Source organism: Vibrio sp. RM-41-2B (assembly GCF_024744415.1).
Classification (GTDB): domain Bacteria; phylum Pseudomonadota; class Gammaproteobacteria; order Enterobacterales; family Vibrionaceae; genus Vibrio; species Vibrio diabolicus.
This window is the reverse complement of record NZ_JAMQWD010000019.1, coordinates 75394-101623: the sequence shown is the minus strand read 5'-3', so window position 1 is coordinate 101623 and position 26230 is coordinate 75394. Positions and strand designations below refer to the sequence as shown.

Genomic DNA, 26230 nt, shown 5'->3' with positions numbered 1-26230 from the left:
ATTTTATTTGTTTTTGATAGGGCGAGTGATGTAATTAAGACAACGTAAATGATGTCTTAATTACATCGGCTTCTTGTGGTTGGTTATTTATTGATCCCGAGCTTTTTACCCATCCGATATAAGTTCCCGCGATCCATTTGTAAAAACTCCGCTGCTTTTGCCCAAACGCCACCAGTTTGGCTCAAAGCATGTTCAATTAAATCACGTTGATAGCTTTCTATTAGCTCTCGCATTGGTTGGCTTTCTTTAGGCAGATAATGCGATGTGTTTTTTACATCATCGAGAGCCAGTGAGGTGTCAAAATGGTTAAGCATGATCGTGCTTGCACCTTGTTGAATAGCGTGTAAAGCAGCGCGAGTTAACGTATGTTCGAGCTCGCGTACGTTTCCGTACCAAGGTAAAGACTCCAGTTGAGTCAACACTTTAGGGTGAACGTGCAGATTGGGCGCATTAAATTGTTGGCGTACCTTTTCTAACAGATATCCGGCTAAAACGGGAATATCACCGTCACGGGCACGAAGTGGGGGAACTTGGATTGGGAATACGTTTAAACGGTGGAAAAGGTCTGCTCGAAATGCGCCAGCTTCGACTTCTTTTTCCAGCTGTCGATTGGTCGCGGCGATGATGCGCACATTGACCATCAAATGCTGATCGCTACCTACTCGTTGCAGCTCGCCTTGCTGAATTACGCGCAGCAATTTTGCCTGTAAAATCAAAGGCAGTTCGCCCACTTCATCGAGGAAGATAGTTCCGCCGTCTGCCAGTTCAAACTTACCGGCGCGGTGGCTATTGGCTCCAGTGAATGCGCCTTTGACATGACCAAACAGTTCACTCTCTGCCAACCCTTCAGGCAGGGCTGCACAGTTGACGTAAATCATCGGCTTATCGCTACGATGAGATTGCGCGTGCACCGAGTGCGCGACCAGTTCTTTACCAGTACCGGTCTCTCCTGTGATAAGTACCGCGTAATCCGATTGAGCAACGGTCGCAATGTTGTTTCGTAACTGGTTGATCTGCTGGCTCAAGCCTACCATTTCGCCATGTTGGGAACGGGCTTGTTGGATAAGGGTTTGAGTGACGCTTTTCTGCTTTTGGTTTTGTGCTTTGAGCGCTTTTAATTGAGCAATGTTACGCAATGTCGCAGCGGTCAAAGCCGCCAAGGTTTCGATAGCGACAGGATCGATGTCATCAAACGCGCCCACCGTTAGGGCATCCATAGTTAGTGCGCCAACAAGTTGGCCTTCTACATACAAGCTAAAACCCATACAATCGTGTACATCAATGCACTGGTCTTCGGTTAATAGTGTGCCGTCAAAAGGATCAGGCAGTGAACAATCGGCATCGAAACGCACCGGTTCGCGGCTATGAATAATGGCATCTAAGCGTGGATGCGCTTTGGGGAAATAGCGACGACCTAAGACCGAGCTGGATAAGCCTTTTACCGCGACAGGAGTCAGAAACCCATCCTCATCGAAGATAAACAGGCAGCTCGCATCACATGGGAATACTTGCGCGACCCCATCAATGAGGTTTTGATATTGCTGCTCGTGAGAGCGATTAGAGCTGAGGTTTAGCGCGATATTAAGGAGTACGTGGTCAACAGTCGGAGTCATAACAAGCCCAAAGTTATCTGGAATGGGCTCATGCTAGCAACTTGATGTCATTTGAACATCGGAAGGTGTGGGAGATTGATGTTCCATTGACGACGATCAAACTTGATACAAATAGAATCGCGCAAGCCGATGAGTAAGCAACGTACGCTTGCGCGGATTAAACTCTTTGAACTAAAACAGCAGACCAATGGAAAGGAGTTACCGCGTTCAAATTAGCGAGGAACAACCCTTGCGTCATTGCCAGACATGTTGATTTGAACGGCTTGGCCTGGCTGAAAAATCATGTTGGGGTTTGCTTCTTGAACGACAGAGATTATTCTTCCATCCTCTAAGCGAATAGTCAGATTCACACCATTTCGTTTCGCGGTTGCTTCGGCGGCTTTACTGCCAGCATAACCACCCAGCAGACCACCACCAATAGCTGCGATATCCGAGCCAGAGCCGCCCCCGACTTTTGAGCCTAATATGCCACCCACGGCGGCACCAGCGATTGTGCCTATGGCGTTGGATTGGGTAGAGGCATCAATGGTTACTGGTTCAACTTTTTCAATCGTTCCGTAGTAAACCTGCTGAACTTTGCGCGTGTCTGAAGAGCCGTATGCATCTCCGTACGGGTTAGGTGAGGTACAGCCGCTAAGCATAACAATACAAGACATGATGAGCAGCATACCTAGCTTGACGTATTTTTTCATATAGCCTCCGAATGATTTCTCTCCATCCCAAGAGTATATACCCCAATTTAATATATGCTTTAGTGTTATATAAAACAGGCACTTAGCGGCTGTTCTCTCAAGAAAACGTGAACTTCTAAGTGGTTTAATGGCCTTTAAGCGTATGAAACCCAGAGTAAATACGTGTGAATGTGGTAAACCAACATGCTGCACCAAAGATATAAGCAATGACGGCAAAGTGTTGCGGTAACAAACAAAATAGCACCAAACAACCAATGGTTTCAGTACCTTCGGTTAAACCGCTCATGTAGTAGAGAGATTTGTGTTTATACACTGGATTATCGATGCCTTGTTTACCTGCCATGATGGCAAAAGCCAAAAAGCTGCTTCCCGTCCCGACAAAGGAAAAAATCAAAAATGCCCCTGCAATGGCATTTTGTTCTGGATTTGCCAACACAAAACCAAAAGGAATCAGGGAATAGAACAGAAAATCCAAGCTGATATCGAGAAAACCACCCGCATCGGTAATGCCTTGAATTCTCGCCAGTGCGCCGTCTAATCCATCACAGATTCTGTTCAGCAAAATAAACAGCAACGCCAACAAGTACTGTTCGGCGATCAAAGCCGGTAGGGCAAAACAGCCAAGCACAAAACCAAATACTGTCGTCTGATTTGCGGTGATGCCACATTTATCGAGGTATGTCGCACTGATGGCCAGCGGTTTGCGGATGAGCTTTATACTCAGGCTATCAAGCATGGTTTGTCTCCCACGGCCAATTTAGGCAGCGGCTGCCATTAGGAATATCATCCTCATCGTGCGTTACCATCAAAGTAGGGATGTTCGCTTGCTGTAATTGTTCGACCACCCAATTGCGAAATTGTACACGCAGGTCTTTATCCAACTTGCTATAGGGTTCATCAAGTAGCGCAACTTTCGGCTTTGCCAGCAGCATACGAGTCAATGAGATACGGGCGCGTTGTCCTCCGGAGATTTGATCTGGGAAGGATTCGGCAAGTTTGGTCAATGCAATGTTCTTCAGTGCTTGCATGGCGTGTGCTTTACGCTCCTCACCTTTGATTGAGTTTGGTAGCGCGAAGGCAAGGTTCTCCCACACCGTCAAGTGAGGGAAGAGCAAATCGTCTTGGAATAGAATACCGACCTGACGCTTATGGGCAGGGAGGGCATCCAACTTTTCGTTATCAAGCGTAATGGATCCAGAGTAGTTGAACTCGGCGGATAGGTGCCCAGCAATAGCATCCAACAAAGTGGATTTACCACAACCACTTGGTCCCATCAGAGTAACAATTTCACCTTTCTCTACGGTCATGTTGAACGCTGAAAAAAGCGTGTCGCCATTGGCTTTACGGATGGCGAGGTTTTCGAGACAAAGACTCATTCAGTAGTAAACCTTTTATAGACAAGCGGCGATACTTCACGTGTAAGCGGCTTAGTAGTATCGCAAAAGAGAAGAACAAGAACGGCAAGAGTGCTTGCCAAATGGCATAAATCGCGGTGACACGTCGGTCAAAACCACTGGATAGCGCAACGGCTTCGGTGGTGATGGTGCTAATGCGCCCAGCCCCTAGCACCAATGTCGGCAGGTATTGCGCCAGACTTACGCTAATACCGACCGCCCATGCGAATGCAATCGCAGGTAGTAAAATTGGCAGTTTCACTTTTAACCAAGCTTGTATCGGTGATTTACCCAAGCTGAGTGCGACTCGAGTTAACCCATTGTCGAAGCTGCGCCACGGACCGTCTAGCGAGAGGTAAATAAATGGGAATGCGAAGAACACATGCGCCCAGCATACCCAAAAGAAATACGCGTTACTGTTTAAGTACAGCGTCACTACTTGCATACCGAATAGCACGGATAGCTGAGGAATCAGCATTGGGATGGCGATGATGTAACCGGGCACCTGCCAGCGATAACGAAGGCGATACTCATGTGCGATCAAGGCAAGAGCTAGAGCGACGGTCGCGCTGATAACGGCAATCAGCATGCTCTGTTCCAGCGTGCCAAGAATGCTGTGCCATTCGTATTCCCAAAAACGCAGGCTATAGCGGCTCGGTAGTAAATCTGGAAAGCGCCAGCGTTGAGCAAAGCTCCACACCACCATGAGTGGAATCATTAGAAGTGCGAGTAGCGCAATCAGTGAAAATAGGGTTTTACCGGGTAAACGAAACCCGTTTCGACCAGAGTACTGCCAGCGTTTGAAGCCTTTGGTAATACACCATTCCATCAAGCGTGCAAATCCAATCAAAAGGCTAGCGATTGCAAACAACACGACCGCGCCTGCGGCAGCTCTTGGTAGTAGCGATAAATCTGGGTCGTTAAACCACTGCCACACTAAAACTGCAAACGTTGGTGGGTTGGTAGGGCCAATAATCAATGCAACATCGACAACCGACAAGCTGTAAGCCAATACCGCCAGCATTGGAAAGCGCAGTTTTGCTATCCACTGTGGGAACACGCATTTCCACCACGCTTGCGCCGAACTGTAGCCCATTGAGTGACTGACTTTTTCAATCTTATCGACTTTCAATTGCTGAAGAATTGGAATACTCATCAACAATAAAAACGGCACTTCTTTAATCGCAAGCATGATGATCAAACCGAGTGCATGCGGATCTTTAATCAGCAATGCTAAGTCATTCACCGTTTGCGCATTGGGATCGTAACCAAACAGTTGGTTGAGAACCCTAACGCCCATACCAGTTGGGGCAAACAAGAACGCAAAGCCAATCGCAAACGCTACGTGCGGCATGGCAAGAAGTGGTGAGAGGCTTACTTCAATTTTTCGCCAAAACTTGCTGCCCCACGATGCTTGCAAAATCGCAAATGTGATCAAGCAAGCCAAGTAGCTACTGAAAATGGCAGAGTAGAAAGTAAGCCCGATGGATGCCCAAACACCCTCCCAATCAAAAACAGCGTTAAAGCCATCTAAAGAAAAGTGGTGCAAGCCGATAGGAGGCGCATAACCGAGCGCAGAGACCACCACTCCGAGTAGTCCCGGAATGGTAGGCAAAATACAAACTGCGATAATGACTAAATATAGCGCTCTTAACATGGGCTCTTATTAATTTCCGTAGCGTTTCAACCATTCTTTTTCTAAGGCAGATTGCCAGCTTGGATGCGGCTCAGCGATAGATGTGAATTGTTGAGTATGTTTAGCCGAACCTGTTAGGTATTGGCTGCTTAGCACTGAAGGATCGCCCCAGATGTTAAGGTTACCTTTGCGAGATTGTGCTTCAGGGCTCAATAAAAAGTTTATCGCAACTTGCGCACCAGCACTGGCATTTGCGTTCCAAGGAATCGCTAAAAAGTGGATGTTTGAGAGTGCACCTGCGTCCATCGCATACGCTTTGGTGGTTTCTGCAAGGTTACCGCTCGACTGCGCAGAGAAAACCGCGTTCGGGTTAAAGGTAATTGCCAGGTCAGTCTGACCATCATCTAGTAGTTGAAGGGTTTCTGCTGTACCGCCTGGAAACTGTTTACCACCGCGCCAAGCGACTTTATGGAACTCATCTAGGTAAGCCCACAGCGGTTGAGTAACTTGTTCAAACGTGTCATCGGTAACTGGTTTTTGCAGAGCAGGGGCGTTGTTAGACAGTTCAATGAGTAATGCTTTAATAAAGCTTGTGCCATGAAACTCTGGTGGGCGAGGGTAAGTTAGGCGATTTGGAAACGCCTTTGCGTAACTCAGCATTTCAGCAAATGATCGAGGAGGGTTATGCAGGGTTTGCTCATCATGGATAAACACTAATTGCCCCACACCCCAAGGTGCTTCCAAACCTTCAGTCGGCTCTGAAAAATCCACATCAATTGGCAATGATTTATCGACGTATTGCCAGCTTGGCAAACCTTCAACAAAAGGACCAAACAGCAATTGGTTATCCTTCATTGATTTGAAGTTTTCGCCATTGATCCAAACCATATCAACACTGCCACCGCTGTTTTTACCTGCGGCTTTTTCTGCGATAAGTCGAGTGGTGGTCTCAGAAATATCGGTGACTTTAACGTGGTTTAGCGTCAAGTTATAACGCGATTTTAGCTCTCTACTCGCCCACTGGATGTAGCGATTAATTTCTTGGCTTCCGCCCCAAGCATGAAAGTAGACGGATTGTCCGTCGGCTTGTTGTTCGATTTTTTGCCATTCACTAGCAACCGATGAGTTGGCAAAAGAAGATGTCGCGAAAGTGGTGGCTAAAATGCCAACGGTACTGAGTAGCTTTTTCATATCTATTCCGTGTTATGTCTTTTTATTCTCGTTTCCGACGTTATTGACGTCTAAACAAGTCGCTCCGCTTTGTTACAAGGATAGTAATCCATCTCTCTCTATTATCAATGCCAATCCCAAACGGAATCACTCATTGATTCAAAGAATTATTCTCAATGTGAAGCAAAACGAAGAAAGGACAATTCTGATGTCGTTTTAGGTATACAAGAGCGGACCGCTTGTTTGACGATATTCTTTCAAGTAATTGAAAATTATTGTCCTCAAGCAACTTCGATATGTTGATTTGGAAGACTGAACCCGCGTCGTAGACGTGGCGTTGAGGGCGTAAAGAGGGAAAGAGTTTGTCGTTTTAAACGATTTTGCTAACCGAAACGTGCGAAACAGACATCCTGCCTGCTTTGATATGGATTAGGAGGCATAAAAAAAGCAGCCATTTTATGGCTGCTCTTAGAATATGAAATGGGACTTAGTTTACCCAATCACGCAACTGAAACGTTAGTTCGTGATCGTCATTTTTAAGCATTAGCCCTTCTTTGGTTAGCGTTATATCACTCCATTCAGTAAGAGTTTCAGACATCGCTTGCTCAATTTTCATTTGGTCATCCATACACATCTTCATGGTCATTCCCATTTTTTCGATGCGTAGTTGATTGTTTTTTAGTTCAGCTTGACCAAAGAAGTTGTTACACCCCGCGTTACCATTTGCAGTCAGATTTTCTCCGATTTCTAAGCGAGGCGCTTGCTGACGTTCTTTTAATTCGATGTTTTTACCATCAATCTGAACCAGCTCCCAATTATGGTGCTGTAAATCTTGAGCCGTAATTTCTTTCACATTGTCACCGTTGCTAGCACATGCAGTCATAAGAACAGGAAGAGAGATTGCTGTAACTAACGTTTTTAGGCTAAGCTTCATTTTATAGACTCCGTTTTTAGAAAACGTGGTAAGTATAGGTAATAAAACACTGTTTTTGTCAGCATAAGGTAATAGTTTCGTATTACTGTGACAGAGTCCAGTTTATATACTCAAACGGCTTCAAGGTGCAAGATGTATAGCACTGTTGGGAGCGTATATTGAAGTCGTTATAATATCATTACAGCACAGCGAGCAAAAAACGGTTAGAGCATGGAGCAACTAGAGTTTTTTACCGTCCCAAACCCTTGCGTTGGTATTTGTAGTGTGGACGAAAAAGGGTATTGCAAAGGATGTATGCGTAAAAGAGAAGAGCGATTTAACTGGCTCACTTATACCCCTGCTCAACAGTTGCATGTAATTAAGCTATGCCGTCAGCGCTATAGAAGAAAGGTGTTGGCAGGGAAGGGAAAGGCAGAAGAGTCTCAAGAAGAATTATCACCACAGCAAGATCTCTTTTAAATTTCGAATTATCCCGGCTCGGCAATAATCAATGATGAGCCGGGACTGTATTAGCTCTTACTATGCGGTGCGTGTAAGGCAAATTCGCTAAATTAGCGCTACTTCATTGACCAACGGTCACTGACCCATCCCCCAGCATGTTCGTCAAAGTGGCTTCCTGAAAATCGATGATTGAATTCAACATCTAATTTACTTGTCGGGCGTTCATCCATCAGCTGATGAATGTATCTCGCCATAGGGTCCGTGCAAGCTTCGCGCTCTCTCCGGGTAACCACTTCTTTGATCATTTGAAGTCTGTAGCTATTGCTGGCTCGTTTCATTTTTGACCTCCTGAACTCGATGGCAGCAGTTTGAACATATTGACGTCCAGATCGCTGCTCATTGGTGAACGCTTGGCGGCGAATCACCTTCGTTTTAGGTCAAAAAGACAAATTGTTTGAGAGCAGTGTTTGTAACGCCATTCACATCTTTCCTAGAATCATCCACTAAGCTACGAAACTTCATAGCGAAAAGTCAGTTGATGAGTCTGTATTTTCGAAAGACCTTATCAAACATAGAAGCCCAGCACATGGGCGTCAACAACACAAATGAATAATTTTTGAACACATTATGAAGGGCGATAATTTTCAGCACTTTAACGAAAATAAAAAAACCGAAGCGTCACGCTTCGGTTTTTAGGGAGGCTCTGACGGAACAACTTCTAAAAGCTCTTCGCGTCAGAGTGTAAGGTGTTTTAGCTATTAGTTGCTGGGCAACCTTTCACAGCTTGACCGTTACTGAAGTACTTGATGTTTTCTAAGTTCTTGTTGTAGCTATCCGCAGAGATCTGTGGGTTATTTACGAAGAACTCACGTAAAACGTATGCATCGGTTAGCTGGGTAGATTGAACATCGATGATTGGATAGTTATCGCCACCAGCAGCACTGAAGCTGATTACAGAGAATGTGTACGTTGCGTCTAGATCGAAGCCTTTATCGTTAATGTCGGTAATGGTTACTGAGCCAGCATCACAATCTACATCTAAAGTGATGTTATCCAGTTGAGCGTAAGCACCAGAGCCTGCAGATTTCGTTGCTACGACATCAAGGTACTCTTTTACTTCTTGACCTGTCATTGTCGCTTTAGTCACGAAGTTACCGAACGGCTGGACTGTAAGTACATCACGGTAAGTGATGTCACCATCTTGGATTGAATCACGCACACCGCCAGAGTTCATCACACCAAAGTCAGCACCTACCGTTTTGTAAGTACGGTATGCCTCGCCCAGTAGATGACCTAGGTTAGTTTGTTGAGAGCGAACTACGTTACGATCACCTTCTAACTTACCCGTCGTATTAGAAATCTTCTCATCTAATAACTCTTGACCTTGCTGTTGGTATGGCAGTAGTAACGCTTTTACCGTCGCATCTTGTTGAATGCGTTCACCGATCACTTCATCGTTGTCGTCCAAAAGGTTTACAGGAATCAGTGCGTAGTTCGCTAAGTGAAGCTTGCCGTCGTAATATTCGAAGTCCGCACGACCCACATATTTACCCCACTCATGCGCTTGCATAATCCAAGTGCCTTTTTGTTGGTCCGGCGCGCAATCATCACCAGGTTTGAAATCAGCATACTCATTGGTACCTGGCTCCATACACACTGGGTTTTGTGAGTGACCACCGATGATAGCGTCTAGTTGTCCCTCTTTAAGAGAGCGAGCGAGCTTCACGTCCCCTGGTGCTTCACTACCATTATTACCATCTTGGTAGTGACCCATGTGCGTCGTTGCAAATACTAGGTCTACTTTTTCGTTTTCTTCGATTTCCTTAAGTACTTTTTTGATTTCAACTTGAGGGTCTTCGAAGTGGATGTTTGATACGTTGTCTGGATTAACTAGCTTCGCCGTGTCCTGGGTGGTTAGACCAATAACAGCGATCTTAAGGCCGTTGATAGTAAATACTTTGTAAGGGTCGAAGTAACGCTCATTGGTATCTTTCTTATAGATATTCGCAGCCAGCATAGGGAAGTCAGCTAGCTCAGCTTGCATATCGAGAATATCTAGTGAGTTATCAAACTCGTGGTTACCGACAGCCATTGCATCGTAACCAAGTAGGTTCATCCCTACGAAGTCTGGAACCGCATCTTGCATGTCTGATTCTGGTACGCCGGTATTAATATCACCGCCAGATAGCAGAATGGTTTCACCGCCTTTTGCTTCGACTTCTGCGCGAATAGATTCGATTAAAGTGTGACGCGCAGCCATGCCATATTCGCCGTCGCTGTTATGCCAAAAGCGACCGTGGTTATCGTTAGTGTGGAGAACGGTGAACTTAGTACAAGAATCTGCAGTCTCGCAGGTTACTGGAGAATTATCGCTATCTGAGCCGCATCCTGCTAGCGCAGCGCCCACTGCCATTACCAAAAGAGATTTGGAAAACTTCATAAGGGATCCTTTCTTTGTGATTTTGTTATTGTTACGGCGTGAAATATACGGAATTAATGTGAAACTTTAGTGATCTATCTCTTATTTATACTTCTATCGGAGACATGAATTAATAAGCCTGCAAACTACGTCTCCAATTAAACAGAAATAGTTTTTAGTATATTGAAATTAGAGGGAGGAGGTTATTTTGTGAAGTGGCCAATTGAATGAATGTGGTTTGTGTGAATCAATGCGCATTTTTGCGAAGTATAGCGCTGATTTTGGTGATTATTTTGCCAAGTTCATGTTTTTCTTAGCAGCTATGACACAAATCGTTATAAATTTTCGCTCTGATGATGAGGGAAATGTTTTGTATATAAAATGATCACTGTAAAACCTAAACTCGTTTTATCTTGGCTTACTCTGTTTAATACAACCAGAAATGGTATTTCTCTCTTTACTATAATTGCGACCGTTTAGAAATCTTATGCCTTAGATATCGTTTATTTATTCTTATTCGATACCTTACCGTGTTTATCCCGCTTTCGATACCCGGATGTTAAAACAAATAGATTCAATCTAATGAGCGAAAGTGAAACGTAAATAACGTGGCGTTTTCTCGAATATTACGATGTGCACTATCATTGAATTAATGAAAATGAAATGGAGTAATGTAAAGCGTTGCATCTGTGGCTGCTCGCTTTGAGCTTCGATTCAAAGAGTAGGGTTGAAAGAATTTATAAGTGGCGAATTTTAAGAAAGGATAGTAATGAGATACACAGTAAGGAACGCAGTCAGAGAGGAAGCAACTCAAATCGCCAAGATACATGTTGATTCGTGGCAGGTAGCATACAAAGGGTTAATGCCACAGAGCTACATCGATCAGTTTACGATTGAGCGCCGAGAAAGGATGGGACGCGAGTCATGACTGAGCAACTGGCCCAATTGATCGTCGTTGAGAGACAAGGGGAAATCGTCGGCTTTTTAAGTTACGAACTACCTAACCACACCTGTGAAGATAAAACGGCGTGGGTAACATGTTGCTATGTCTCTCCTTTGCATTATGGGCAAGGGGCAGGGAGTGCATTGTTAGATGAACTAGAAACGCGTCTACTCTCTACGCCCGTTATACAGATAAGCCTGAAAGCACTGGATACCAATAAACAGGGGCTTCACTTCTACAAGAAGTGTGGTTTTGTACGGACTGGAGAGGAAGAGGCGGAAATCATTGACCGTATGACGCTGACGGATCTCACTTTAGTGAAGTACATTGCCCGTTCGTAAATCAATTGTTATACGCCACATATAGTAAAACCCCGGAGGTGGTAAGACTCCGGGGTTTTGAAATTTTTTAGATGTCTCGGTTGGTAAGTCCGATTATCTTTAATGCAAAAGGTTTGGATTTAATCCGATTAATTCCTTGGTAGGGAATTAGATACGGATGAAGTCCATGTGTTCAACTTTTGGCTTGAACGCGTGACGTTGAACGTCTTGTGGCTTAACTTTAACTTCTTTGCCATCGATAACTAGAACTAGGCCTTCGTAGAATTCAGGCTTGTCCATTTGGTTTACGATCTCGTCGTGGTTAAGAACGATAGCTACTGCTGCTTCTTCACCGCCGTATACAACTGCAGGGAATTTGCCAGCGTGACGTAGGCGGCGGCTCGCACCTTTACCTAGTTCAGTACGTACTACTGCTTCGAATTTCATAGTATTTACTCTCAAATTAGTAAAAATCAAATGTTCACAATCAACAATGCGACCTTGTTGTTCGTGGTAAAGCTTGAAACAGGAACTGTTCAAGCGAGCGCGGATACTATCATTCCACTTATAAATGGGCAACCCAAATCGTACCCAAATCAACAAAAAGGTATGATTTATCTGGGTGTAAGGCTATCCCTTTTAACGCTTTGCTTGGATTTTGTTCACATCGGCTTCATTTTCATCGGTTTACTAATCATGGTCCGAAGAACAAAGTTTATGCGTTATATGCTTTATGTTCGGCTGAGGTGTAAGACTAAAGATGCTTTTAAGCCACCTAAAGCGCTCGCTTCCAGTGTTAATTGACCTCGGTAACTGTGTGCCATTTCACTGACTATATTTAGACCAAGACCTGACCCAGGGGTTGCTTCATCCAATCTAACGCCTCTCTTGATTACTTGACTCAGTTTCTCTTTAGGGATGCCTGGTCCATCATCTTCAATGATGATGTGTATATTGTCTTTATCCTGAGAGGAGTGCACACGAATCATGTTGTTGGCCCACTTATAGGCATTTTCAAGCAAGTTACCCAGCATTTCGTCGAGATCGGTCTGCTCTACCGCTACATTCAGCTCTGAATCAAGTTCATTAATTAAGGATATATCTCGGCTCGCATACACTTTATCAAACGCCATTGAGATAGCATCCACACGCTCTGCTGGGTTCGATTTCACTGATAAAATATTCATAGACCCCGCCATGCGAGCACGACCCAAATGGTAATCGATATGGTCTTGTATTTGATTGATTGGAGTACGCAGACGGGATTGCGTATCAGGTTCTAACGTCTGTACTTCATTTTTTAGGACAGAAAGTGGGGTTTTTAGCGCGTGTGAAAGATTGCCTGCATGATTCCTAGCTCGTTCTAACAATTCCTGATAATGGAAAAGCAGAGCGTTGAGGTCGAAGATAAGAGGAGAAATCTCTTTCGGATAGGTTTCTTCTAGACTCTTTTTGTTACCAGACTTCAGCTCTGCCAACTCTTTTTGTAACTTCGTAAGCGGACTCAATGACCATGCAATTTGCAGTAAAATGACGGTAAGAACCCCTGCGAATAATAAGCCTAAAATAAGCCAGAGTTGCCCGATTAGCGTTTGCAGGGTGTTTTTGATAGGCTCTTCGTCAATACCAATAATGATATGGATAGGCCCATCGTAATCTGGTAAGTACAGAGCTTTTTCGATGGTAATCAGCCTTTCGCCTCTCGCGCCGTAAGCATCGTTATCCAGACCTTTGTATTCGATTTTTTTGTCCCACAAAGAACGAGAACGCTCGAGACTCGTCTCAGTGGAGGCACTCCAATATAAACCACTGTAAGGTCGGTTAAATCGAGGGTCTGAGAGCAGAGCGGCGAGTGAGAGGTGCCCAGTCTCATCGACTTCTAACTGAGCGGCGATTTCATCCATAAAAATGCTCAGCTGTGAGCGAGTGTCGTCAACCATATAGTAGTACACTTGGGTCGGTATCGTCACACCAGCTGCGAGGATCATTGCCGTCAACCAAACGATCGCCGCTAAAACGAGGCGACTTTTGATACTCAGTCGTTTTATTGCGTTCAACGGTAGCCTGTTCTTATTCGGCATTTAATTGGTATCCCAACCCTCGGACAGTTTTGATGATCTTTGGCGCGATTTTTTTGCGAATTCGGCCGATAAAAACTTCGATTGTGTTGGAGTCACGATCAAAGTCTTGCTTGTAAATGTGCTCGACGAGTTCGGTGCGAGAAATTACTTTTTCTGGGTTATGCATAAAGTAAGCGACCACTTTATACTCCAGCGCCGTTAAGCTTACTGCTTGCCCTTGCCACATGACTTTAGAAGTGCGCGTATCCAAGCTCAAGTCGCCAATTTGCATCACAGGAGAGGCGTTACCTGATGCTCTTCGCAGTTGTGCGCGAATACGAGCGATAAGCTCAACCATTTCAAACGGCTTAGTTAGGTAATCGTCTGCACCTGCGTTTAGACCTTCAACTCGCTGCGTTAGGGTATCGCGAGCACTCAGAATAACGACAGGGGTATTGATGTTTTCATCACGAATGCCTTTTAGCACGGTGAGGCCATCCAATTTCGGCAGTCCTAGATCAAGAACAATAGCGTCCCATTCTTCCGATGTCGCGCGATAAAGAGCGTCTATGCCATCTTGAGATAATTCTGGTACCCAGCCGGTACTTTCTAATGTTTCGATGATTTGCTCGCCTAAACGAGGATCATCTTCAACAACAAGTATTTTCATATTGATGATTCTTATTATGTTTGGATTTTTATCGAAGTAAGCTACGCATCGCGTCTGGATTACGCATTAGACAAGTTTAGTTGTTTTGCGGCTTTAACGCTTTGTTAAAGCTGCGACCTTTGATCTCAAGCATTTCCAGCGTAGCGGCGTCGTACTCAACTTTCAGGACGCTATTGTTGTACAGAATTTTCAATTCATACACCCAAGCATCATCATCTTGTTCAAGCTCGACCTTGATGATACGGCCGTATAGGTCGTTTTCTACTGCGGCGTAAAGTTCCGAAAATGGTCGTATATATCCTTGTTGAACCGCGCGATAGACCTCATCTTGATCTTCATCGAATTCGATGCGTGTTCCAGGCTTTTCGACATCTTGCACGATGGCGTGACCATTTTGTGATGCATAGTAGTCGTCATGCTTGGCGAAACTTGGTGCACACATCAATGTCGTGATAAGGCCGAAAAGTAACGCAGAATGTTGAGAAGTCGTTGCTTTATACATAGTCAAACCTTTTCTAGAACGTTAGCCGCAGTATATCGGATATAGATGAACAGAGAGTGAATCATCGAGTTCAGTTTTACTAAATGTTGCAGACGTTATTTCAACTCGTCTTCAAAAATTTTGTCTCGCAATTTCCAAAAGCGACCGGATTTCCTTGCAATAACAAACTGAGGTAAACGGAAACGATGTTGATTGGCAACAACACGTGTCGGTGAAGCCTCTTCAAAAGGGCGATGCTTGTCTGCCAAGTGAGGGCGGACAAATTGGTCTTTAAACGTTTGTTTTTGTTTTTTGGTACTCAATGACCAAAACTCATGAACTAACGCATTGCCTTCGCCTTGGTATGGTTCACCAGAATACGTCACCTTGAGTTGAGATTTACCATCACTGGACTTGAATACTGACAGGTCCATTTCTGTGCATTCAAATATCAATGCATCTTTCAGATTAAGGGCTTCTTTTAATTTTTTATCTGGATCAACAAGCGTTGCGTCACACTCATGACAAATGCGCGCAGCGATATCGTTGTCGGCACCACATTCACCACAGTATTTGGCACGAAAACGGTATCCACAGTGTTCACGCTCGCCTGTGTCTTCATCTTCAAAGTAACCTTGGCAACGTCTACCAAAGTGTTCAACCAAGAAACCGTTACTATCCAACTTACCCCAGAAGTTGTTATTGAATCCGCAAGCCGGGCAGGGAATCGTGATAACTTCACTGTCAGAGTCTGGTTTGGGATCACCGACTTCAGGTTGGTATAAATCGTAGCTGTTGCCTGCGTAATCAAGCACTAAACATTCTGATTTTCCGTCTGATAAGCGTAATCCTCGTCCTACAATCTGTTGGTACAGACTGACTGACTCTGTTGGTCGCAAAATCGCGATTAAATCGACATGCGGCGCATCAAACCCGGTAGTCAGTACCGAAACATTGACCAAATATTTTATTTGACGATTCTTGAACGCTTGGATGATCGCATCGCGCTCCGGCGTAGGTGTATCACCAATGACGATTTCAGTTTCGCCTTCAGGCAGTAAACTGTGGATCTCTTGTGCGTGTCGGACAGTCGCGGCGAAGATCATGACACCTTGACGTTCTCTCGCATATTGCATGATTTGCTCAACAATTTGCGGAGTGGCGCGCTTAGCTTTATCGATCACCATGTCCATTTCTGCTTCTTTGTAGCGTCCGGTGTTTGCGGGTTTCAGTTGCGAGAAGTCGTAAGACAAAACGGGCGCGTCCATCATGCGGGCCGGAGTGAGGAAGTTTTCGTCGAGCAAGTAACGGATCGGCAGTTCGAAAATACAATCGCGGAAGAATCGAGGCTCTTCGGTGCGTACTTGACCTCGGGTGTGATACTGATAAATCCAGCCCATTCCTAAACGATAGGGCGTTGCAGTTAGTCCCAGAACCTTAATGCCTGGGTTCAGTTCTCGTAAGTGAGTAATAACTTTTTGGTAGCTGCTGTTTTTGTCATCCGGCACACGATGGCACTCATCAATAACGAGCAGAGAAAACTGGTTTTTGAACGAATCTAAGTTACGTACGACCGATTGAACCGAAGCAAACACGACTTGCTGGTCAGTTTCTTTTCGCCCCAATCCTGCTGAGAAGATGGAACCTTTTAAACCATAACCTTCATACTTCGCGTGGTTTTGCTCGACCAGCTCTTTAACGTGAGCGAGGACTAACACTCTCCCTTTCGCAAGGCGAGCAAGTTCTGCGATCACCAAGCTTTTTCCGGCACCGGTTGGCAGCACGATCACTGCTGGTGTCGAGTGTTTACGAAAGTAATGAATGACTGCTTTAACCGAGTCGGCTTGATAAGGACGAAGTGTGTACATGAAAATATGTGAAATTGCTCAACTATTCGAACGAGGAACGCTATAATACCTGACTTTTATACCCAAGTGACCTTTAAACCAAGATTTGGAGATCACTTGGGTATAATTCAATGAGGTATTCATGCGTTTAGATAAATATTTGTGTGATGCTCTGGGTGCAACACGCAAACAGGCAACAAAGATCATCAAAAGTGGAGACATCACCGTTGACGGTGAGGTTCAAAAAAGTGGTGCATTTAAAGTACCTGAAGGTGCAGAAGTAATGTGGGAAGACCGCGTTATTGGTGCTCCTGGTCCTCGTTACATTATGTTGTATAAGCCTGCTGACTTTGTTTGTTCACATGAAGATGGCTACAACCAAACTGCATTCGCATTGCTTGATGAGCCTAAAATTGAAAACCTTCACTTTGCGGGCCGATTAGATGTCGACACAACTGGCTTGGTGTTGATTACGGATGATGGTAAGTGGTCTCACCGTATTACCTCACCTAAGCATAAGTGTGAGAAAACGTACCGTGTTTGGCTTGTCGATGCGATTCAGCCTGATTACGCGGAAAAGCTCGAACAAGGCATCATTTTGCGCAATGAATCAGAAGCAACATTACCTGCTCGTTTGGAAATCGTGAACGAGGCAGAGAATGAAGTATTGTTAACTATTGTGGAAGGTAAGTATCACCAAGTGAAACGCATGTTTGCGGCGTTAGGAAATAAAGTTGAGTACTTACATCGTGAGCGTATTGGTTCGATTGAACTCGATGAGGCACTAGAACCTGGTGATTATCGCTACCTCACGCAGGAAGAAATTGATTCTATTTGGAATTAATTATCGGCATGGGAAATTCTTTAGTTCCCAATTGGAACTAGTTTTTTGGTAGGAATTGGCTCAAAATTAATTTTCCTACCAAAATTAGTGCCTAGACAATTCCGGTGTGCTTACTCATCTGAGTGATATGCCTTTGCATTTAGCTGAGCCATGCATACTCTTATTGCAAAGCATTCGGCTGTGGTGAATAAATGTTGGAATCAATTCCATCATTTTTACTGCATTGTGTTTATTTCCCATAAACACACTTCGCTTTCACACGCTTTTCTATGTCGAGTTCGTCAAGGTCACACCTTGGTACATATTTGCCCTTATGATTCTCGAACGTTGATAGAACAGGCCTTTGGCCTCTAGATATCAGCGATATGAGAACCGTCCGTTACGTTCACTTTGCTCTGAAAGTATTGACGAAAGGGCTCCAACAAGAGGTAAAAGAATGACAGAAAAAGCTCAAAGCGCTCCCCAATCTCAAATCAGTTTTTTACTGTTTCTTGTGCTCGGTGCAATTGGCGCGTTAACGCCATTGGCGATCGACATGTATCTACCGGCAATGCCGACCATCGCAAAAGATTTGGGCGTTGCACCTGGTGCGGTTCAAATTACATTGACGGCTTATACGGCGGGTTTTGCGATTGGTCAGTTAATTCATGGGCCGCTTGCCGATAGCTTTGGCCGCAGACCGGTACTGATTTTGGGTGTGCTTTTCTTTGGATTAGCAGCGGTGGTGAGTGCGACCACAAACGGCATTGATGCGTTAACCTATGTTCGTACCGCTCAAGGTTTTGCTGGCGCGGCTGCAGCGGTCATTATTCAAGCTGTGGTGCGTGACATGTTTGACCGTGAAGACTTTGCGCGTGCAATGTCTTTCGTCACATTAGTTATCACGATTGCCCCGTTGGTTGCGCCGATGATTGGCGGTCACCTTGCGATTTGGTTTGGATGGCGCTCTATCTTTTGGGTGTTAGCCATTTTCGCTGTGGTTGTCATTCTGCTGGTGTTCTGGAAAATTCCGGAGACGCTAAAACCAGAAAACCGCCAACCACTGCGTTTTCGCACCACATTAAAAAACTACGCCCGTTTGTGTTCAAGTTCTGAAGCGTTGGGCTTGATGTTGTCTGGTGCATTCTCGTTTTCGGGGATGTTTGCATTCCTAACTGCGGGTTCGTTTGTTTATATTGATTTATACGGTGTTCGACCTGACCAATTTGGTTACTTATTCGGTTTGAACATTGTGGCGATGATCATCATGACCAGCATTAACGGTCGTTTGGTGAAAAAAGTGGGCTCTCATGCCATGCTTCGTTTTGGGTTGTTCGTGCAACTTTTGGCGGGTATTGGTCTGTTCGTAAGTTGGCTGATGGACTTCGGATTGTGGGGCATCGTGCCTTTTGTTGTGCTGTTTATCGGTACATTGTCGACGATAGGTAGTAACGCGATGGCGCTGCTTTTAAGTGGCTACCCATCAATGGCGGGTACAGCTTCGTCTCTGGCGGGGACGTTAAGATTCGGTATCGGCTCATTGGTTGGCGCGCTGGTGGCATCACTACCTGGTAATGTGGCGTGGCCGATGATCATCGTTATGTTTGCTTGTTCTGTGCTTTCAGCACTGTTTTATTGGACTTTAGGAAGAAAGGCGTAATGTCGAATTACACCAAAGAAATTCAAAACTTGGTTAACTCTGCTCTGAATGAACTGGAGCAGGAACATCGTTCTGGCAAGTTGGCCAATGCGCCAGTGGCGAACAACCACTATCTTGTTCGTTGGGTAACAAAAGCTCTGAAATCTCAGCGTTTTGGTCGAACGGTCGGCGATGACTTAACTCGTTGGCAAAAGGCGGGGCGTTCAAAGGGGAATGACGCTGGTTTGTTGTTTATCTTCAAACGTATTTCTGCTTTCTACGCGCAATTCTTCCCTGAAGGTGAAGATTCAAAAGTGATCAAAGACTCTGACGTCGAAGCTTTTTTGGACGTAATGGAGCAAGCGGGTTGGGAGGTTTCTACCTCTGAACAATTGGTTGGTTGTGGCAAAATCCAAATCTTCACGGAAGGCCAAAATTCTTTGGCACTGTGTGCCGACCAATGCGAAAGCTGCTTCGACGGCGAGTTGCTCGTTAAACCAATGAGCTGGTTTGTGCGTGGCAACCATGCTGAGTTTGTTGAGAAAGCAGCGCAAGCGGGCTTTATGGTGCATAAAGTGACGGACTACAAATCGATGGTGAAATACCACGGCGAGTACCTTATCTTCCCTGCAAACGAAGGTAACCAATTGGCTGAGATTCCTTTGAGCTTCCAAGCTTAATCAACTTCTCACAGCAGTAGACTTTAAATACGAAAGCATCAGGCGCTTGAAACGTCTGATGCTTTTTTTGTTACGTCACTCAGTGTTTAAAAACGATATTTCCAATAGACGCCGCCATACAGACCTTCATAGCTTTGCAAAACGTCGCCCATCGTTCCGGTTTCGTTGTTAAACAAGTAATCCTCTTCTGAGTAGTCTTCATAACGGAGGTTAAGCTGCACGTTTTGATTTTCAGATACTTCATAGTCAGCGATGACTTCAAATCGATACGAGTTCGCCTCGTTATCAGGATATTGGTAACCACCAGATGTGGTTGAAGATTTACTGTCCGCTTGGCTGTAGCTGTAATCAAATGAGACAGAAAGTTTGTCGTCCAGCAGTCGCTCTTTACTCACACCAAAACCAATGGTTGTGATGTCATCTTTGAGCTTGGTGGTGTAGCGATTCCAGCCGACAATGTCAGAGTTTGCTTGTTGTTGCTCGGAGCGGATGATCTGTTGATTGTAAAAAACATGCCCGCTTAATCCGTCGAGTAAATTGAAGTTGAGGCTGAGGTCGTAGCCGTAATCTTCCCCTTCGCTTAAACCAATATCGGGTTTTGCATAGTCATCATTTCCGTACCAAAGTTCTGCAAGTAGCTGGATATCGTCTGTCATGTCATAACTGCCGTCGCCACGGAGCTCAATCCTCTCTTTGTCGGCTAAATAGTATTGGCGCAAATTAGGCGAGTCGCTGCTGTCGTCCTGCCAATCAGAGCCATCGCGGAAAGAGTAGGAGACTTTACCGCCTAATTGCCACGGACTGTTTGGTCTGTACTGAGCACCAACAAAAACGCGTTGTTCATCGGTACGTTTTCGGTCGGCATAGCTTCGCTCGTCTTGTTTGAAGTGATAACCCGCATTCACCTTCACATCAGACGCAACACGATGCGTTAACGTTGTTTCCAGTTTGGTTTTGGTGTGGTCGTATTTTTCTCTTGTAGAGCCGATGATGGTGTTTCTATCGGAGTTATCGTCTTTGTCTGAATAGTCTGCAGAAATGGCGAAAGCTGTGTCTCGCGAAAGCTTGTTATGGTAATCCGCGCTCATTTGCCAAGTGTTGGTTTCGCCATGGAATGTATTGGAGTTAACGGGGGACTGCGGAAACGGATTTAACCCGCCTTCAGAAGACGTTTGTGACCAAAGTAAGCGGCCACTGAACGTTTGTTGATTCAACCGATAATTCCCCGTGACAGCAAACTGGTGAAAGTCGTTGTCAGGCTCATACGCAAGGTGGTTGGCGTAAGGGTTAGTAACACCGCCGTAATAGAGTGCGGACTTGTCATTGCGGAAAAACGAGCCGCGATACGCAATATCCACCAGCAACAAATCTTCAATGTAGCTCACTCCTACTTGAGTATTTAAGGTTTCATGATCGACGTCTTTAGGTATGAATCCCGGCGCGTTGGCGTAACCCGGAATTGTCGATGAATAGAGCGAAGTTGTGCCTTCTTTACGTTCGTGCTTCATGGATGCATATGGCTTCCATGGCGTATGTGGTGTGTACTTGAGTTCTAACTTAAACGTCTCTCGCGTCACTGAGTTTTCATATTTCGATAGGTCACCACTAACGAGTGCATCTTCTCTTGGATGATACGCACTGAGTGAGGACTGATTCCAGAAATACGGAGTTTCACTGTAACTGCCGAGGATACGTAATCCGTCGTACTGGCCCATTTCCCACTGCAGTAAGAAGCGTTGCAAACCAAGATCTTCGACGACGATTCGATTGTAGAATCCATCGTCTTCATATTGTTCGATATCGGCGTTTAGGCTCGCGTTAAAGTGTTTGTTGTCAGAGTTTGTACCGTAAACGGGCGGATTCCAATTATAGAATCGCGAGGAACCATCGTTGTTAAGGTAACCGACGCCCGCGCTGACTTCTCCACTCCATGTGCCGTCGCTGCTGCATTCACTGCACTGCCAGCGGCTAGTGTCGGCTGGTTGAGAACGTTGTAACAAATAATCGTTGGCGTGCGTTTGCACAGCAAAAGCAAGGGAAATAGCGATGCACAGTTGAGATAGTTTCATGCCTCCCTCCTAATAACTTAATGTTTGACCACGTGGGTGGTTAGAGCCATGCACTTGATTGTGGCAGTTTAAACAACTTCCGCCGCGCACTCTCAAGTCGTTTTCAGGAATGGCTACGTTTGCATGTGGCACACGGTGACATTCCTGACATAGCATTGGTAGCCGTTTATTGAGCAGGGCTTTGTTCACTGAACCATGGGGTGTGTGGCAGGATGTGCAATCTTCAGTTACTGGCTCATGCTCCCATAAAAATGGGCCGCGTTTTTCCGCATGGCATTCGTAACAAGCGTTATTGACGGTTGACCAGTTCAGGCTCGCTTCATTTAATGTCTGATGTGGATTGTGGCAGCTAGAACAAGTCATGACGCCGTCGATAATTGGATGACGACTGCGTTTGTGGATATCCGATTTGGTGCGGGAGTGACAATCGGTGCATTTGTCTGCTTGCATTTCGGCAACCATCATCGGATCGTCTTTTTGATGCAGTTGATGACAGCTTGCACAAGACAGCCCTTCAAAAGCGTGCTCGCTACTATGCCAAGTCGAGCGTTTCGCATCTTGGTGACAAGATAAACACACGCTGTTTTGCTTTTCGGCTGGAACAGGGGAGTTTAGCCCAAAAGTGATCATCGGCTCACGGACTTGTCCTTTTCGTGGATTGCGCTCGTGATTGTTTGCTGGGCCATGGCATGCTTCACACTGTTTATCATTCATTGGACCATGCAGGTTTGCGGACTTGCCATGAATGTTATCGAAAATACCCGTTGCAGGTTTATCTGATGTATCGTCATGGCAACGAAGGCAGCCATCTGGCCCGCGGCGTGAATATTTCCCCTCGGAAAATTTGGTGTCTAATATGGTTTCAATTTCTTCTTGAGTTAACGTCGCCGCTTCGGGTTCTGTCTTGGCTACATCTTCCGAACTGACGGTGAAGATGACGCCTAACCCAAGTATCCCAGCTACCAACCACCGCAGAAACATTGCTTTCATAGCTCTTCCTTTTCTTGTCCTTAATTGTCAAAGCATTGTGTTCAATGACGAATTCAACGGTAGTCGTATACCTTGTGAACCTTATCCACCCCTTGTGACTGACCAATAGCATGGCAAGTCGCACATTGTTCGGAGCCCGTTGCTTGTGCTGCTGTGTCTGCTCCAAATACCGCGCCGTGATTCAGCATATGGTTCAGAGGCGCATCTCCTGCCACGGTATCCGGGTCAGCATTAGCTAAAGATGACTCTAGGTGACACGCGCCACAGGCGACTAACGCAGGACTAAAGTACTTACCACTTGCCAGAGAAGGGCGCGTATTTTGTTGGCTAGGTAAGTTGTATTGAGCATTGGTATGGCAGGCCTCACAGTTGTTGACTGCGCCAGGGAAAGAAGCTTCACCGCTATGAGCGGAGCCAAAGGCGTGGAATGAGTGCACGTGGTACTTTAGATCAGCCACCATTCCAGGATAAAACGCAGAACGTTCAGAGTTATGGCAATTTTTACATTGTTGGAAGTCGGTGGCGGCATGTGGATGCTCACCGAGCTTATGGATAGTCAGCTCTTTGTGACAATCGTTACACGATGAAATGTCCGCGCCCACTGGCAGTTTGTGTTGCTTGTTGATACCAGACACATCAAACGAGCCGGATGCGTTATTGGCGGCAATGACGAAAGGCGATTTGATAAGATCGATGCCTTCAAACGTGACGCATTCGGCGAGCTCGCCATCTCTACGGTTGGCGCAAAGTGGCATGTCGGCGATGTTAACCGTCAACGTAGAGTTGGAGGTTGGCTTAATCGCAGCGTCTGTGAAGTCTTTATGACACAAGAATAGGCCTTCTCCTTGAGCCTCACAGCCGTCACCAAGTGCGCCATCATCGGCGACGTTGAGACTGTTGTTTGCGACCATCGGGCCTTGGCCGTTATCCCAGTTCAGCAACAAATGGAGGTGCCCATGTTCATTAATGAAAGGGGTCAGTTCGTTGATGGAGCCAATACCTGAGCCCGCTTTCGACACTCTTAGTTCAACCTCAAACTGGTCATCAATAAATCGCGCGCTTTCAACGTTGATTTCAAGCGAATCACGCGCTTTTGCAAGATTCTCTAAACGCATTACGTGAACCGTTTTAGCACTTCGGCTTGCGTCTTGGCCGATGATTGGATCGCCATTGTCATCTCGGTCATAAGGTCGGTGACAGCCCGAGCAGGAGTTTTGTGGCTCGCCGTTTCTTACCCAAGCCGTACCGACTTGGTTATCATGCGCGCCTCTGTCTCTGTACAAGTGACAGGTCTCACAGGCAACTTGGCTTGGGTGTTCAAACCAATTGTTGGCGTCTGATGCTTTCGCGACATCGGTTGAATGGCAGGTTGTACAGTTGCGGGCATCTTGCGGGAAAGGGTTGCCTTCAATGACTAAACCATTGATGTCGGTAACGAGCACGTCATTCTCGTCGACAGGCTGTTTGTAAGTGTCGGTGTTATTTCTGTCGCTACCTAATTTGAAAACATTACCGTGGTATTGATGAACAACGGCAGCGAGAGGGCGTCTGGCTGGCGCAGCGCCAGGATTACTGTCATTGTGGCAAGCGGTACAAACGGCAATGTTGTTATCAATTGAGCGATAGCCGGGTCCATGATGAAGCGGTTCGCCCATATGACAGTTTTCGCAGGTGCCTTTTTCAATCACATTGCGGGAGACAGCCGTATCTGAACTTTCTTGCGGTACCCATTCAAACACGTAGGTAAAACCGTTGCCTTGCTCTCCATACGCCATGACGATTCGGTGGAGTTTATTCGCATCCCAAGCGATAAAACCATTGTTGCTAGAAGAGTCGGCAGTATAAGGATCGGACACTTTCAAAACGTCAGGAATGGCAAACGTGTAGCGATATCCCTCGTCTGTTTTTACTAATGTTCCATCCCAAACACTCTCCATGCTGGCACGGTTATTTGCGGTGTTGCTTGAGTGATGGAAACTCTTCCAATAAGTGTTGCCATGACGCCCATTGAAGGCAAAGGCTGGATTGCTCGAGTTTTGTGTATCGACACGAGAGGGCATTGCTTTAAGAAGTGCGATGCGAAAATCTCTCGTTTCGTCTAGCTCATGAGGTCTGCCACTGGCGTCTTTGACGGTAAAATTGACCACCAGTTTGGTTTCTCCGGTTTCTTGAGTGACCAATGATGGCTTGGAAACACTGATCTCGAAATCACCAAGTGCAGGTGGTGGTGTATTCTGATCGTTTTTGCTGTCTGGACCACATCCGGTGAGCAGTAAAATAAACAATATTAATGTAGCGATCGACTTTAAACCGTTCATAGTCCCTCTCGATTCGTCCTAAAGTAAGTGGGAATGCATGGGAATGGTTGAATATTTCAATAAACGATTGATTGAAATATTAATTTTATATTCAAGACAAAAGAAAAATATCCATATTTACATCGCTTGAATAAATCGAAATACATGGCTTGTAAGAGTATAGACGCAATATGAAATATTATTAAAATAAACCGCTATTTTTGTGTGTGAATTTTGGGGTTGAATTTATTATCATTTTAAATCAATTGTTTGGGTTGGATTTTCTGCGATTTAAGAGGTCGGCGCAGAAAAAGTGAGGGTATTGAACTACGCTACTTTAAATAGTTGACGGCTTAATATTTTTATCTTGGATATCGTTGGTTTTAAGTCGCGTTTATAAATTGATTTTCTTATCGTTTATTCGCTGTCTGGTTTTGATTAATAAAGATAATTACTACGGAGTCAGTCTAATATGCACCAGATAATTAAATTCTCACTAAAAATTTCCTCAGTGTTAGCCATCAGTTCTGCTTTGGTTTCCCACAGTTTAGCATCACCAAGTGAGCTAATTTCACAATACGAATGTGAAGCCTGTCATGGGCCAGACGGTGTTAGTTCCGACACGAATATTCCTACCATCGCAGGGATTCCCGAGTTCAACTTTTTTGACCAGATGTTGCGTTACCTTGAAGGCAGACCCTCAGCTTCGGTTAATCACGTATACGGAGACACGAGCAAAAAAGGCGACATGGTGTCGATAGTTAAATCTTTATCTGAAGAGCAGATTGAAGAGTTAGCAAAACATTATGCTGGGCTTGAGTTTGTGCCAGCTAAACAGTCTTTTGATCAAGCGTTAGCGATGAAAGGTAAGGCAATCCACGCGAAAAGCTGCGAGAACTGTCATTCGGATGGTGGCAGTAACGCTCTGGATGAAGCTTCGATTTTAGCTGGTCAGCAGAAGGGCTATCTAGCCACTACGTTGCAACAGTTTAAGCAAGGGAAACGCTCCGTTGATAAAAAAATGGATGAGGCGTTCAAAGGGCTTAGTGCCGATGATTTAAACGCGCTCGTAGAATACTATGCGAGTTATCGCTAGCGCTGCTTTGGGATGA

Annotated in this window: 22 protein-coding genes and 1 pseudogene; 6 read left to right on the top strand and 17 right to left on the bottom strand. The window is 45.3% G+C overall.

The genetic code is table 11. From position 1 onward, the window contains the following. Positions 1 to 83: 83 nt before the first annotated feature. The 7 genes from norR to NB463_RS13410 form a co-directional block, all read right to left on the bottom strand. Positions 84 to 1613 (bottom strand): nitric oxide reductase transcriptional regulator NorR, encoded by a 1530-nt coding sequence (gene norR, locus NB463_RS13440; RefSeq protein ID WP_053807230.1) that lies wholly within the window; start codon positions 1611 to 1613, stop codon positions 84 to 86. Positions 1614 to 1825: 212 nt separating this feature from the next. Further along, on the bottom strand, positions 1826 to 2305 hold the full coding sequence (locus NB463_RS13435; protein ID WP_053807231.1) for a glycine zipper 2TM domain-containing protein: 480 nt from the start codon (positions 2303 to 2305) through the stop codon (positions 1826 to 1828). A gap of 124 nt (positions 2306 to 2429) precedes the next feature. Further along, entirely contained in the window at positions 2430 to 3041 is a 612-nt protein-coding gene (locus NB463_RS13430) for a CDP-alcohol phosphatidyltransferase family protein (protein WP_053807232.1), read from the bottom strand. Further along, entirely contained in the window at positions 3034 to 3681 is a 648-nt protein-coding gene (locus NB463_RS13425; protein ID WP_053807233.1) for an ATP-binding cassette domain-containing protein, read from the bottom strand. Before NB463_RS13425 ends, NB463_RS13430 begins: the two co-directional genes overlap by 8 nt. Further along, positions 3647 to 5356: an ABC transporter permease gene (locus tag NB463_RS13420; protein WP_053807234.1), complete on the bottom strand. Its 1710-nt coding sequence runs from the start codon at positions 5354 to 5356 to the stop codon at positions 3647 to 3649. Before NB463_RS13420 ends, NB463_RS13425 begins: the two co-directional genes overlap by 35 nt. Positions 5357 to 5365: 9 nt before the next feature. Beyond that, a complete protein-coding gene (locus NB463_RS13415; protein ID WP_258430830.1) occupies positions 5366 to 6526 on the bottom strand; it encodes an ABC transporter substrate-binding protein in 1161 nt (386 codons plus the stop codon). Positions 6527 to 6992: 466 nt separating this feature from the next. After that, positions 6993 to 7439 (bottom strand): META domain-containing protein, encoded by a 447-nt coding sequence (locus NB463_RS13410; RefSeq protein WP_005393252.1) that lies wholly within the window; start codon positions 7437 to 7439, stop codon positions 6993 to 6995. Between the two features lie 210 nt (positions 7440 to 7649). Here NB463_RS13410 and NB463_RS13405 point away from each other — a divergent pair, with 210 nt between their 5' ends. After that, positions 7650 to 7898 (top strand): DUF1289 domain-containing protein, encoded by a 249-nt coding sequence (locus tag NB463_RS13405; RefSeq protein ID WP_012841935.1) that lies wholly within the window; start codon positions 7650 to 7652, stop codon positions 7896 to 7898. A 98-nt stretch (positions 7899 to 7996) separates the two neighbouring features. Here NB463_RS13405 and NB463_RS13400 read toward each other — a convergent pair whose 3' ends face one another. Both NB463_RS13400 and ushA read right to left on the bottom strand, forming a co-directional pair. Then, positions 7997 to 8218: a hypothetical protein gene (locus NB463_RS13400; protein ID WP_005393249.1), complete on the bottom strand. Its 222-nt coding sequence runs from the start codon at positions 8216 to 8218 to the stop codon at positions 7997 to 7999. A gap of 413 nt (positions 8219 to 8631) precedes the next feature. Next, on the bottom strand, positions 8632 to 10320 hold the full coding sequence (ushA, locus tag NB463_RS13395; protein WP_258430829.1) for a bifunctional UDP-sugar hydrolase/5'-nucleotidase UshA: 1689 nt from the start codon (positions 10318 to 10320) through the stop codon (positions 8632 to 8634). A 748-nt stretch (positions 10321 to 11068) separates the two neighbouring features. Here ushA and NB463_RS13390 point away from each other — a divergent pair. Beyond that, a pseudogene (locus NB463_RS13390) lies at positions 11069 to 11583 on the top strand (GNAT family N-acetyltransferase). A 147-nt stretch (positions 11584 to 11730) separates the two neighbouring features. Here NB463_RS13390 and rplY read toward each other — a convergent pair. From rplY to NB463_RS13365, 5 genes are all read right to left on the bottom strand, one after another. Then, positions 11731 to 12009 carry a 50S ribosomal protein L25 gene (rplY, locus tag NB463_RS13385; protein ID WP_047008623.1) on the bottom strand — a complete coding sequence of 93 codons (279 nt, stop codon included), beginning with the start codon at positions 12007 to 12009 and terminating at the stop codon, positions 11731 to 11733. Positions 12010 to 12293: 284 nt separating this feature from the next. Continuing rightward, the gene (locus tag NB463_RS13380; RefSeq protein ID WP_258430828.1) at positions 12294 to 13643 is read right to left on the bottom strand and encodes an ATP-binding protein; all 1350 of its coding nucleotides are present in this window, start codon (positions 13641 to 13643) and stop codon (positions 12294 to 12296) included. Beyond that, positions 13633 to 14292: a response regulator transcription factor gene (locus tag NB463_RS13375; RefSeq protein ID WP_005378073.1), complete on the bottom strand. Its 660-nt coding sequence runs from the start codon at positions 14290 to 14292 to the stop codon at positions 13633 to 13635. Before NB463_RS13375 ends, NB463_RS13380 begins: the two co-directional genes overlap by 11 nt. Positions 14293 to 14368: 76 nt before the next feature. Beyond that, a complete protein-coding gene (locus tag NB463_RS13370; RefSeq protein WP_258430827.1) occupies positions 14369 to 14794 on the bottom strand; it encodes a PepSY domain-containing protein in 426 nt (141 codons plus the stop codon). 95 nt (positions 14795 to 14889) lie between these two features. Then, a complete protein-coding gene (locus NB463_RS13365; RefSeq protein ID WP_258430826.1) occupies positions 14890 to 16641 on the bottom strand; it encodes a DEAD/DEAH box helicase in 1752 nt (583 codons plus the stop codon). A 121-nt stretch (positions 16642 to 16762) separates the two neighbouring features. Between NB463_RS13365 and rsuA the strand changes: the two genes are divergently transcribed. From rsuA to NB463_RS13350, 3 genes are all read left to right on the top strand, one after another. Next, complete coding sequence (rsuA, locus tag NB463_RS13360) at positions 16763 to 17464, top strand: 16S rRNA pseudouridine(516) synthase RsuA (protein WP_033905117.1); 702 nt, start codon at positions 16763 to 16765, stop codon at positions 17462 to 17464. A 436-nt stretch (positions 17465 to 17900) separates the two neighbouring features. Further along, a complete protein-coding gene (locus tag NB463_RS13355) occupies positions 17901 to 19103 on the top strand; it encodes a Bcr/CflA family multidrug efflux MFS transporter (RefSeq protein WP_005462380.1) in 1203 nt (400 codons plus the stop codon). After that, a complete protein-coding gene (locus tag NB463_RS13350) occupies positions 19103 to 19762 on the top strand; it encodes a DUF2913 family protein (RefSeq protein ID WP_005462414.1) in 660 nt (219 codons plus the stop codon). The genes NB463_RS13355 and NB463_RS13350 overlap by 1 nt, the downstream gene beginning before the upstream one ends. A gap of 86 nt (positions 19763 to 19848) precedes the next feature. On the opposite strand, the gene NB463_RS13345 is transcribed toward NB463_RS13350, so the two are convergent. Genes NB463_RS13345 through NB463_RS13335 form a run of 3 tightly spaced genes read right to left on the bottom strand, consistent with a single transcriptional unit; the run spans position 19849 to position 25139 of the window. Further along, a complete protein-coding gene (locus NB463_RS13345; protein ID WP_258430825.1) occupies positions 19849 to 21831 on the bottom strand; it encodes an MtrB/PioB family decaheme-associated outer membrane protein in 1983 nt (660 codons plus the stop codon). A 9-nt stretch (positions 21832 to 21840) separates the two neighbouring features. Next, entirely contained in the window at positions 21841 to 22821 is a 981-nt protein-coding gene (locus NB463_RS13340; RefSeq protein WP_258430824.1) for a DmsE family decaheme c-type cytochrome, read from the bottom strand. A 53-nt stretch (positions 22822 to 22874) separates the two neighbouring features. Further along, a complete protein-coding gene (locus NB463_RS13335; protein ID WP_258430822.1) occupies positions 22875 to 25139 on the bottom strand; it encodes an OmcA/MtrC family decaheme c-type cytochrome in 2265 nt (754 codons plus the stop codon). Positions 25140 to 25590: 451 nt separating this feature from the next. Between NB463_RS13335 and NB463_RS13330 the strand changes: the two genes are divergently transcribed. Then, positions 25591 to 26214, top strand: a complete 624-nt coding sequence (locus NB463_RS13330; protein WP_257082381.1) for a c-type cytochrome — start codon at positions 25591 to 25593, stop codon at positions 26212 to 26214. Positions 26215 to 26230: the final 16 nt, after the last annotated feature.